This window comes from Microlunatus sp. M237 (assembly GCF_056896895.1).
The window spans coordinates 200992-211282 of the sequence record NZ_JBXHBL010000003.1 but is presented as its reverse complement, the minus strand read 5'-3'; the positions used below and the strand labels follow the sequence as shown (position 1 = coordinate 211282).

10 protein-coding genes are annotated in these 10291 nt (G+C 70.7%); 3 read left to right on the top strand and 7 right to left on the bottom strand.

Annotated features, from left to right (window positions below):
- Positions 1–131: 131 nt before the first annotated feature.
- From AC1XX3_RS12065 to AC1XX3_RS12040, 6 genes are all read right to left on the bottom strand, one after another.
- Complete coding sequence (locus tag AC1XX3_RS12065) at positions 132–2027, bottom strand: hypothetical protein (protein ID WP_483321390.1); 1896 nt, start codon at positions 2025–2027, stop codon at positions 132–134.
- Between the two features lie 21 nt (positions 2028–2048).
- Positions 2049–3989, bottom strand: coding sequence for an outer membrane protein assembly factor BamB family protein (locus tag AC1XX3_RS12060; protein ID WP_483321389.1), 1941 nt, complete (start codon positions 3987–3989; stop codon positions 2049–2051).
- Between the two features lie 26 nt (positions 3990–4015).
- Entirely contained in the window at positions 4016–4807 is a 792-nt protein-coding gene (locus tag AC1XX3_RS12055) for a carbon-nitrogen hydrolase family protein (RefSeq protein WP_483321388.1), read from the bottom strand.
- Between the two features lie 94 nt (positions 4808–4901).
- Positions 4902–5732, bottom strand: a complete 831-nt coding sequence (locus AC1XX3_RS12050) for a hypothetical protein (protein ID WP_483321387.1) — start codon at positions 5730–5732, stop codon at positions 4902–4904.
- A gap of 90 nt (positions 5733–5822) precedes the next feature.
- Positions 5823–7052 (bottom strand): phosphoserine phosphatase SerB, encoded by a 1230-nt coding sequence (gene serB, locus AC1XX3_RS12045; protein ID WP_483321386.1) that lies wholly within the window; start codon positions 7050–7052, stop codon positions 5823–5825.
- On the bottom strand, positions 7049–7789 hold the full coding sequence (locus tag AC1XX3_RS12040; RefSeq protein WP_483321385.1) for a pirin family protein: 741 nt from the start codon (positions 7787–7789) through the stop codon (positions 7049–7051). Before AC1XX3_RS12040 ends, serB begins: the two co-directional genes overlap by 4 nt.
- A 37-nt stretch (positions 7790–7826) precedes the next feature.
- Here AC1XX3_RS12040 and AC1XX3_RS12035 point away from each other — a divergent pair, with 37 nt between their 5' ends.
- The 3 genes from AC1XX3_RS12035 to AC1XX3_RS12025 all read left to right on the top strand — a co-directional run bounded on the left by AC1XX3_RS12035 (position 7827) and on the right by AC1XX3_RS12025 (position 9025).
- Entirely contained in the window at positions 7827–8321 is a 495-nt protein-coding gene (locus AC1XX3_RS12035) for a DUF427 domain-containing protein (RefSeq protein ID WP_483322093.1), read from the top strand.
- Between the two features lie 6 nt (positions 8322–8327).
- On the top strand, positions 8328–8663 hold the full coding sequence (locus AC1XX3_RS12030; RefSeq protein WP_483321384.1) for an MGMT family protein: 336 nt from the start codon (positions 8328–8330) through the stop codon (positions 8661–8663).
- Positions 8664–8821: 158 nt separating this feature from the next.
- Positions 8822–9025 (top strand): cold-shock protein, encoded by a 204-nt coding sequence (locus AC1XX3_RS12025; RefSeq protein ID WP_483321383.1) that lies wholly within the window; start codon positions 8822–8824, stop codon positions 9023–9025.
- Between the two features lie 78 nt (positions 9026–9103).
- Here AC1XX3_RS12025 and moeZ read toward each other — a convergent pair whose 3' ends face one another.
- The gene (gene moeZ, locus AC1XX3_RS12020) at positions 9104–10276 is read right to left on the bottom strand and encodes an adenylyltransferase/sulfurtransferase MoeZ (RefSeq protein WP_483321382.1); all 1173 of its coding nucleotides are present in this window, start codon (positions 10274–10276) and stop codon (positions 9104–9106) included.
- Positions 10277–10291 lie beyond the last annotated feature (15 nt).

Here is a 10291-nt window from a genome sequence, read left to right as displayed (position 1 = left end):
GTTCCGGCCGACGGCGGCCCTCACCCGAGGCGAGCTCTCGCACCGGGTGACGCACAACATTGCACCAGACGGCACCGACACAGGCCAGCGCGCCGGCGAGCCCGCACCGCCATCCCGCAGCCGGCGCCCCCTCAGCGGACCGGCCGGTCGGCGAACACGCTGCGCAGGACGGCGGCGAGCGCCGCGGCCAGCAACGCGGTGCCGAGGACCAGATCACCCAGCTCGGCGAATGCGGCCAGATCCACGGTGGTGTCCGGGTCCCGGGTGAGACTGACGAAGGCCAGCATCGTCAGCGTGAGCAGCGAATAGGCCAACACCAGCAGCGCCCGGGTGCTGCGCGGGAAGAGCCGGCTGTCCCCGTTGCCCCACTCGGCGCCGGTCAGGAAGTCCCACACCACGCCGAACAGGATCAGGGCTGCGCCGCTGAAGCCGAGCAGCGCGCCGAGCGGGTCGGAGATGAGATCGCGGTACGCCACCAGCGCCGAGAGCACCAGCGCGCCGCTCAGCGCGATGGCCCGTTGGCCGGTGAGCCGGCGCCGCAGGAGATAGCCGGCGACGAGACCGAGCAGCCCGACGGTCGCGATCAGGTTCACGATGTCCGGGTCGGTGTTCAGCGCCCACCGGCGACCGGTCAGCATCCGGGCGGTGAGCGAGAGCAGTATCACCCCGGTAGCGACCAGCACCAGCGCAGACGAGGTGGCTGCGGCGTCGAACCGGGTGGCTCCGCGCGCAGGCCGGGTGGCTCCGCCACGGGCTGACCGGGTGGCTGCGCCACGGGCTGACCGGGTGGCTCCGCCACGGGCCGTACGCCAGCCGAGCACCAGCAGCAGCACCCCGAGCACCACGCGCACCAGGTCGGTGCCGACCTCGGTGATCACCGCCGGGTCGCCGGTCACTCCTGCCAACGGCCCGGTCGGGTTGAGGCTGAGCAGGATCTGGCTGCCGTAGACCAACACCAGAAGCGGCAGCGCGAGCCCGACCAGGGCGACGCCGACCGGGATCGCGATCCGGCTCGCCTGCTCGGGCAGCGCGGTGACCTCGACCGCGGCCGGGTCGGCCGTCCGCAGCACGGCGGCCAGCACGACCGCCAGGACGATGACCAGGACGCCCGCGTGCACGAAGGTCGCCAGGTTCTGGCTGACCGGGTCGAGGTGGGCCAGCTGCCAGCCGGTCTGGACCAGTCGGCCGAGCACCACCACCGCCAAGACGACGAAGCTCCACCGCCGGGTCACCAGCCGCTGGGCCTGCCGGGTGGCGACTAGGGTCGCCGACACGCTCACCTGGGCGACGGCGACGCCGGCCGCCACCGCCGCCGGCAGGACGACGAAGCCGAGCAGCGTCATGGTCTGCTGCAGCAACACCGGTGACAGGTCATAGCCGAAGGACTGGGTCGTGGTCGCCATGGCGCGCAGACCGAGGGTGACGGCGGCCCCGATCAGACCCAGCACCACCGGGAACTCCCACCAGGCGAACTCCCGGCGCCGTCGTCGGACCGCGAGCACCCCCAGCGCGATGATCAGTGCCACCACGACGACGTTGCTCACCAGCCCGCCCAGCGCCAAGGTGCGCATCCCCCAGATCCCCATCACCAAGGCGCTGATCAGGAACGACAGCAGCCGGAGCCACCATGGCGCGTGCAGGGCCGCGGTCTGGAACAGCGCCAGGCAGAACACCAGCAGGAACAAGACCAGCCAGACGGTCCCGGCGGGCACCGACGCGGACAGCGTCTGCGGCACGCGGAGCTCGGTCTGGTTCCGCAGTGGCCCGGACGCCAGCACGACGCCGACCCCGGTCACGAACAGAACGCAGGCGACCGCCACGACAGCTCGCAGCCCGTACGGCCAGCTGCCGTCGTCCCGCAACCGGCCACGCCGGATCGGCTCGACCAGCACGCCGTCCAGCACGGTTCGGGCGAAGGTGACGGCGCGCGAGCGGACAGCAAGGGCGCCGACCGCCGGCTCGGCCCCAGTGGCAGTCGCCAGACGGTGTGACCCCTGACCGGGCGGGTCTGTTGTCTCAGGGCTCATGGGTCTCAGGCCTCATCGGTCTCAGGGCTCATCGGTCCAGGCATCCAGCCGCCACCCGGTGGAGGCGAACAGCCACACCCCGCGGGCGTACGCCAGCGGCGTGCGGGAGGTGGCCACAGTCTGGGCCGGGACGGCGAACGAGGTCACCCGCTGCCGGTCGGCGTCCAGCACCACAGCTTCGGTGTCACCCCAGCCGACCAGCCACCGGCCGGACACGGTGATCGCCGACCAGGCCGGCTGGGTGCCGCTCACCCGCCCGGCCGCATCGACGAACATCGTGCCCGTCCGGGTGGACACCAGCGCCTGACCCTCGAAGGCCGCGGTGGCGTGGACCGTGCCGTCGACCGGGCGCCGCCACACCCGGCGCCCGTCGGCGAGGTCGATCCCGACCACGTCGTCCTCGCCGGTGACCACCAGCTGGCGGCCGACGACCATCGCGGTCTCCGCCGCCACCTCCAGCTGCCAGCGCTGCTGCCCCGTGTCGGCGGCCAGGGCGGTCACCGTCCCGCTGCGGTCCACGACGACCACGCTCCGGTCCCCCACCACCGGCGCCAGTCCCACGTCGGCACCGACCTGGGAGTGCCAGCGCAGCTGCCCGGTGACCAGGTCGAGCGCCTGGACCGTACCCGCGGCGTCGACCACGACCACCGTGGCGGCGTCGACCCGGGCCGCAGCGGTGAAGACGGCCTCAGTGAGATCGTGCTGCCACAGCCGGACGCCGGCATCGGAATAGCCGACCACCTGACGCTGGCTGGTGGAGACGACCACCACGTCACCGAAGGTCGCCATCGCCAGCACCGTGCCGCCGGGATGCATCCGCCACACCGAGGTCCACTCGGTGAGCGTCTTGGGCGTGAAGGCGACCAGGTCCTGGCCCTCCGCGGTGACACGGAACACCAGGCCGGAGGCCGCCACCACCGGCGGGACGCCGCTGGGCTGGGCCTGCATCGGGCCCTGACCGAACACCGGGTCGATGGAGAGGGCGTCGAAGCTCCGCGCCCGCCAGCGGGTGGGGTCCGTCCAGGGCTCGGCCTCGGCGACCGTACGCACCTCCGATGGCGCGGTGGGTGCGGCCAGCGGCTCCATCGTCTGGGTGGCGTTGCCGGTCCGCGCCGTCTCGGCCACCATGCCGCGCCCGGCGCACCAGGTCCGCGACAGCTCGACGGTCTGCCCGACCTGGCCCGTCTTCGCCCGATAGACGACCGAGCCGGACACCGCCAGACAACCGGGATCCGCCACCGCGGCGGTGAACGTGGCCGCATAGTCCAAGGTGGCGCCGGCGCTGCCGCTGGACGACCAGGTCTGACCGGCGGCGACATCGGCCGGCAACACCAGCATGGCGGGCCGGTACGCATACCCGCCGGCCACACTTGAGTCGACCAGCAGCTCCACGGCTTGATCCACCCGGTAGAGCCGGACGTGCTGGAAGCTGGACGTCACCTGGGCGATATCGGTGGTGGTGGTCCGCCAGAACTGGCTGCGCAGCCCGTCCTCGCCGGTCGTCGCCAGCGCCTCGGCATACAAGGTGTGGTCCAGGCTGGCCAGACCGGCGAACCCACCGAGCCGGGCCGACTCGGTCACGGTGTCGACCGCCACGCCGTCCGGTGTCATGGTGCGGCGCTGGTATGCCACCGCACCGTCGCCGGGCAGATACGTCTGGGCGGCGCTGACGCCGGCTCCGGCGCGGCGGTCGAGGACGAAGAACGCGGTGGCCAGCAGCACGCAGCACAGTGAGATGACCAGCAGCGGCCGCAGCCGGCGACCCCGCGGCTCCACCGGCGGCGCCCAGCCCGGGTCGACCTCGCCGGGGCCGCCTGCGCCCCCGCTGGGGCCGGCGCCGTCGGGTCGCGGTGCCGAGGCAGCCGACGACGACATCGGGTCGTACGGCAGCTGCGACCAGTCCTGCACCGGGAACGGTGACCAGGTGTGCTCGTCCGGCTGGTCCGTGCCGTTCTGCGCCATGGGTTCATCTTGTCAAAGGCGGCGGCTCAGAAGCGGCGGTTGTCGAGCACCGGGATGACCGAACGTACGGCGGTGACCTCAGCCGGGTCCACCTCGACCACCAGCAGCCCCGGCTCGTCGTTCAACGCGGCCACGACCGTCCCGTCGGGAGCGACCACCGCGCTGTAGCCCACCCCGGTCGGCGCGTTGGTGCCCTGCTCGATGCCGATCGTGGCCGGATCACCCTGGCCGCAGGCAGCGACGTAGACGGTGGCGTCCAGCGCCCGTGCCCGGTTCAGCAGCCGCCACTGGTCCACTTTTCCCGGCCCGGCACCCCAGGAGGCGCAGACGCAGACCAACTCGGCGCCACGCTCGGCCAGGGTGGTGAACAGACCCGGGAACCGCACGTCGTAACAGGTCGCGAACCCCACAGCGAGGCCGTCGAGCCGGACGACCACGGGCTCGGAGCCGGGCGCCACCGTCTCGGACTCGCGGAAGCCGAAGGCATCGAACAGATGGATCTTGTCGTAGTGCGCGTCCACCCCCGGTCCGACCACCAACACGGTGTTGCGGACCCGACCGTCGCCGGCCGGGGTGAACATCCCCACCGCGATCACCACCTGGTGCTGCTCGGCCACCGCCCGGACCTGGGTGGCCCACGGCCCGTCGAGCGGCTCCGCGACCTCGGCCAGGGAACGGCCGAAGCAGCGCATCGTCGCTTCGGGGAATACCACCAGCCGAGCACCATCGGCGGCGGCCGTGGCGACCTGCAGGCGCAGTTGCTCGAGGTTGGCCGCCGGGTCGGGGGTACTGATGAGCTGGGCCAGTGCGATCCTCATCTGCCGCTCCTTCGTCCTGCGCCGGTGCCGCACCCGACAGGGTGTCCACCCATCGTCTCAGGTCGGCCCGACTGGTCCGGACGCTGCGCTGCCGTCAGGCGGCCGGCATCGACGCTCGGCCGGGGTGTCGTGCCCGCCAGGCCAGCGCCTGCGAATCCCGATGGCGTCGGCCGAGCCAGACCGCCGGGAGACCGACCACCACCGCGAGCACCGCGGTGACGAGCAGCGACGTCAGCACGGCCACCGGCGTCAGCAGGTCGCCCAGGGCTGTCGTGGTGTCGTCGAGTCCGAGCAGCACCGCCGAACACAGCAGGCCGAGCGCCTGCCCGATCATCGCGGTGGCGATCAGGACCAGCCACGGATAGTGATCGGCGCGGACTCCCGCCCACAGGCCCAGGACCAGCAGGGCCCCGGGCTGGACCAGCCACAGTGCCGTGTTCAGCGCGACCAGGAGGGTCAGCTCGTTCCCACCCATCGCCTGCGTCCAGAATCCGGCCATCGCACCACCCAGTTGCAGCACGGCGAACAACGCCAGGGATCCGTACAAGATCATCAGCAGCCACGGATGGACGAAGCCGGTGACGGCGACGTCGGCCGCGGTCTCCGTCCCGCCGAACATCAGCACCAGCCGCTTGTGCAACGGCTGTGTCGCAGCGACCGCGGAGAACCCGGACTGGGCCAGCAGGTCGAGCCCCAGTGCGGTACCGATGGCGCTGAGGACCAGGGCTGCACCCAGGCAGATCGCGAAGGCGGCGACGAGCAGCACCAGCGGCGACCGGCCGCGCCGCGCCGGCTCCGCCTCGTCCGGCAACCACAGCGGCCACCCGTGCGGGGGCGGTCCCCAGGCCGGATCGGGTCGCCAGCCGGGACCCGGCGACCAGCCGGGCTCGGGCGGCGGCCAGTTCGGCGGCGGGTTGAATCTCATGATCATGACGATCCCCCTCCCCCGGGCGATCGGCTTCCTGCGAGAAGTTCTACTCCCTTCCGGCGGGCCGCGGGACAGAACCGGGCGATCTCAGGCCTCTGCCTCCCGGTCGACGTCGTCGCCGCGGATACCGAGCATGAACAAGATCGCGTCGAGATAGGGCACCGACACCGTGGTGTCTGCCTGCCGGCGGACCATCGGCTTGGCGTTGAACGCGATGCCCAGGCCGGCGGCCGCGATCATGTCGAGGTCGTTGGCACCGTCGCCGATAGCCACCGTCTGCGACAGCGGGATCCCTTCGATGGCGGCGATCTCGGCCAACAGCTCGGCCTTGCGGGCCCGGTCGATCACCGGACCGATCACCTCGCCGGTCAGCACCCCATCCACGCTCGCCAGCGTGTTGGCGTACGCGTGGTCGAGTCCGAGGTCGTTGCGCAGCGCGTCGGTGAACTGGGTGAAGCCGCCGCTCACCACAGCGACGGCATAGCCCAGGCGTTGCAGCGTACGAACGAACGTCCGTGCCCCCGGGGTCAGCCGGATCCGTGCTCGGGCACGCTCGATCGCCGCGTCGTCCAGCCCTTTGAGCAACCTGACCCGTTCCCGCAGCGACGCCTCGAAGTCGAGCTCGCCGGCCATCGCCCGGGCCGTGATCGCCACCACAGCGTCCGCGCAGCCGGCCTCGTCGGCCAGCAGCTCGATCACCTCGTCCTGGATCAAGGTCGAGTCGACGTCCATCACCACCAACCGCTTGGCGCGACGCTCCAGGCCGTTGACCTGGACGGCGATGTCGATGCCGAGTCGCTGCGACACCTCCAGCAGTGCCGTGCGCATGGCGGTCGGGTCCTCGGCGATCACCACCAGGTCGTACGCGGTCACCGGCTCGGTGGCCAGTCGGACGATCCGGTCGATGTTGCCACCGGAAGCGGCGATGGCGTCGGCGACGGCGGCCAGCGTGGCGGGCGTGAGCGGCTGACCCAGTACCGTGACGGCGTGTCGGCGCAGCCCGGCACGGCGCGACCTCGACTCGACCTGCTCGAAGTCGATCTGCAGCTGCTCGGTGAAACCCCAGTAGAGGATGTCTCCGAGCACCCGGTCGTCGGAGCCCGTCAGCCGGACCAGCACGTCCAGGGTGAGCCGCTCGCGGACGACCAGCTGTTCCATGTCCTCCAGCTGCGCCCCGGCGTCGCCGAGCATCCGCAACAGGTCACGCGTCAGCCGGGGCCGGTCGCGTCCGGAGACCCGGATCAGCAGCGAGGAGTCCGGCTCCACTGTGCGGCCCGGCTGCTCCGCAGGTGAGGCCTCGGTCGGTGACCAGCTCATGCCGCCATCCCCCAGACCAGGATCTCGGCAGGACCGGATCCGGCCCCGGTGACCCCCAGCTCGGCCTCGCCCGTCACCCGGAGCGAGTCACCCGTGGCCAGGGTCCCGACCTGCTCCACGCTCACCGTGCCGCGGGCGACGTAGACGTGGCTGAGCTCGGCCGACGGAAGCCTCCGGTGCTGGCCGGGGCTGAGGACGGTGACCCAGAGGGTGGAACCGCGTGAGCCGATCGTCACCGCGGCGTCGGGGTGGCTGCCGGATGCCAACGGGACCCAGTCCCGGGCCGGCGCTGCGGAGTCGACCTCGCGCTGCGCATAGCTGGGGGCGGTGCCGGGCTCGTCGGGGCGTACCCACATCTGGACGAAGTGGACGGGCTCGACCGGCCGGTCGGGGTCGATCCGGTATGCGTCGTTCCGCTCGGCGTGGACGATGCCGGATCCGGCGCTCATCCGCTGCGCCAACCCGGGATGCACGATGCCGACGTGTCCGGCCGAGTCGGAGTGCACCAGTGATCCCGACAGCACCCAGGTGACGATCTCGGCGTCGGCATGCGGGTGATCATCGAAACCGGCGCCGGCTGTCACCAGCTCGTCGTTCAGCACGGCCAGCGGACCGTGGCCGATGTTGTCGGGGTCGTAGTGGGCGCCGAAGGAGAAGCAGTGGCGCGACCGCGCCCATCCGGTGTCGGTGACGAAGCGGTCGGCTGCCCGGCTCGGGTGGAGGATCGGTGCGCTCACCGGCCCAGTATCCCCGGTCTACGCTGGGCAGGTGATCATGCGTCCACCTCCGGAGCCGGTGGGACCGGGCCAGGAGTCGGTGTGGGACTACCCCCGCCCACCGGCCCTGCGACACAGCCGGGCAGTCGTCACAGTGGTGCTGGGCGGCGAGACCGTCTGCCGCACCAGCTCGAGCTGGCAGGTACTCGAGACGTCCCACCCGCCGACGGTCTATCTCCCCCGCGCCGCCTTCGTTCCCGGCTGCCTGGTCGACGCCGACGGGTCGTCGTTCTGCGAGTGGAAGGGTGCCGCACGATATCTGGACGTGATCGGAAACGGCGTCACCGCGGCCCGCGCCGGGTGGTTCTATCCCTCCCCGTCGGCGCCGTTCACCGCTCTGGTCGACCATGTGTCGCTCTACCCCGCCCTGATGGATGAGGTCCGCGTGGACGACGAGCCGGTCCAGGCCCAGCCCGGTGGCTTCTACGGCGGCTGGATCACCAGTGCGGTGGTCGGTCCCTTCAAGGGAGTCCCGGGCAGCGAGGGCTGGTAGGACGCCGTGGATGAGCAGTACGTGGAGGACGTCTTGTCAACGGTGGAACGGATTCCGCCCGGTCAGGTGGCCAGCTACGGCGACATCGCCGCAACCGTCGGACGAGGCGGTCCACGCCAGGTCGGTGCGGTGATGGCACGCTACGGCGCGGCCGTGTGTTGGTGGCGAGTGGTCCGCAGCGACGGACTGCCTGCGCGCGGTCACGAGCAGGTCGCCCTGGGGCTGCTGGAGACCGAGGAAACGCCGGTCCGCGACGGCCGTGTGCTGATGCGCGAGGCCCGCTGGAGGCCACGAAATGAACCCGCCGACGGCCACCAATTCGGGGGTTCCCAAGCGCCATAGTTGTGTGCAACCCTTGCGTTGCTGTTGCAAGTGATCTGTGTCGTGGTAAGTGCTACGCCCCCAGAACCTTTGCGTGGGCGTCGATGTATTCGTCTGGCGTCCAACAGCTTTTCGAAGTCGTGAGGTGCGGCTTGGATGCCAGATGGTAGGAGAGATTCATGGCGCAGGGAACCGTCAAGTGGTTCAATGCCGAAAAGGGCTACGGCTTCATCGCCGTGGACGGCGGCGGCCCGGACGTATTCGTCCACTACAGCGCGATTGAGTCGCAGGGTTTCCGGACCCTCGACGAGGGTCAGCGCGTCGAGTTCGAAACTACCCAGGGCCCGAAGGGTCCGCAGGCCGACCAGGTTCACGCGATCTGAGCTGTGCCACGACACGGAAGAACCCCTCGCACCCGACGGTGCGAGGGGTTCTTTCGGTTGTCTGGCCGAGCGGGCCGCTCAGTACGCCGGCTGGCTCGGGTCGATCTGGCTCACCCACGAGCTGACGCCGCCGCCCACGTGGACCGCGTCGGCCAACCCGGCGCCGTGCACGATGGCCAGGCACTCCGCGGAACGGGTCCCCGCCTTGCAGTAGAGGACCACCTGCTTGTCCTGCGGCAGCTGACCGAGTGCCTGACCGGTCTGGAAGTCACCCTTGGGGATCAGGATCGATCCGGGGATCTGGTTGATCTCGCGTTCCACCGGCTCGCGGACGTCGATCAAGACGAAGTCCTTGGCACCCTGCTCACGCTCGTCCAGCCAGCCCTGGAGCTGCTGGACCGAGATCGTGTTGCCCGCAGCCGCATCCGCGGCCTCCTCGGTGATGGCACCGCAGAAGCTGTCGTAGTCGATCAACCCGGTGATCGGCTCACCGTTGGGATCCTTGCGCAGCTTGAGCGTCTTGTAGCTCATCTCGAGTGCGTCGTAGACCATCAGCCGGCCGATCAGCGGGTCGCCGATGCCGGTGATCAGCTTGATCGCCTCGGTCACCATGATCGAACCGATGGAGGCGCACAGCACCCCCAGCACACCGCCCTCGGCGCACGACGGCACCATGCCGGGCGGCGGCGGCACCGGATAGAGGTCGCGGTACTGCGGACCCTGGTCGGCCCAGAACACGCTGACCTGCCCCTCGAACCGGAAGATCGAGCCCCACACGTACGGCTTGTGCGACAGCACGGCGGCGTCGTTGACCAGATAGCGGGTGGCGAAGTTGTCGGTGCCGTCGACGATCAGGTCGTACTGGGCGAAGATGTCCATCACGTTGTCGTTGTCCAGCCGGGTGTCGTGGACGACCACGTTCACCAGCGGGTTGACCTCGGCGACGCTCTCCTTGGCCGAGACGGCCTTGGACCGGCCGATGTCGGACTGGCCGTGAATGATCTGGCGCTGCAGGTTCGACTCGTCGACGGTGTCGAACTCGACGATGCCCAGGGTGCCCACGCCGGCGGCGGCCAGGTAGAGCAGCGCAGGGCTGCCCAGTCCACCGGCGCCGATCACCAGCACCCGCGCGTTCTTGAGGCGCTTCTGCCCGTCCATGCCGACGTCAGGAATGATCAGGTGCCGGCTGTAGCGACGGACCTCTTCGGTCGTCAGCTCTGCAGCTGGTTTCACGAGCGGCGGATAGGCCACGGTTCCTCCTGCGGT

What these genes read in the sequence shown, in the direction of transcription:
- serB (WP_483321386.1), bottom strand. Translation starts at nt 7,052, where the DNA reads ATGAGCTGGTCACCGACCGAGGCCTCACCTGCGGAGCAGCCGGGCCGC.
- AC1XX3_RS12060 (WP_483321389.1), bottom strand. Translation starts at nt 3,989, where the DNA reads ATGGCGCAGAACGGCACGGACCAGCCGGACGAGCACACCTGGTCACCG.
- AC1XX3_RS12055 (WP_483321388.1), bottom strand. Translation starts at nt 4,807, where the DNA reads ATGAGGATCGCACTGGCCCAGCTCATCAGTACCCCCGACCCGGCGGCC.
- AC1XX3_RS12050 (WP_483321387.1), bottom strand. Translation starts at nt 5,732, where the DNA reads ATGAGATTCAACCCGCCGCCGAACTGGCCGCCGCCCGAGCCCGGCTGG.
- AC1XX3_RS12025 (WP_483321383.1), top strand. Translation starts at nt 8,822, where the DNA reads ATGGCGCAGGGAACCGTCAAGTGGTTCAATGCCGAAAAGGGCTACGGC.
- AC1XX3_RS12065 (WP_483321390.1), bottom strand. Translation starts at nt 2,027, where the DNA reads ATGAGCCCTGAGACAACAGACCCGCCCGGTCAGGGGTCACACCGTCTG.
- AC1XX3_RS12035 (WP_483322093.1), top strand. Translation starts at nt 7,827, where the DNA reads ATGCGTCCACCTCCGGAGCCGGTGGGACCGGGCCAGGAGTCGGTGTGG.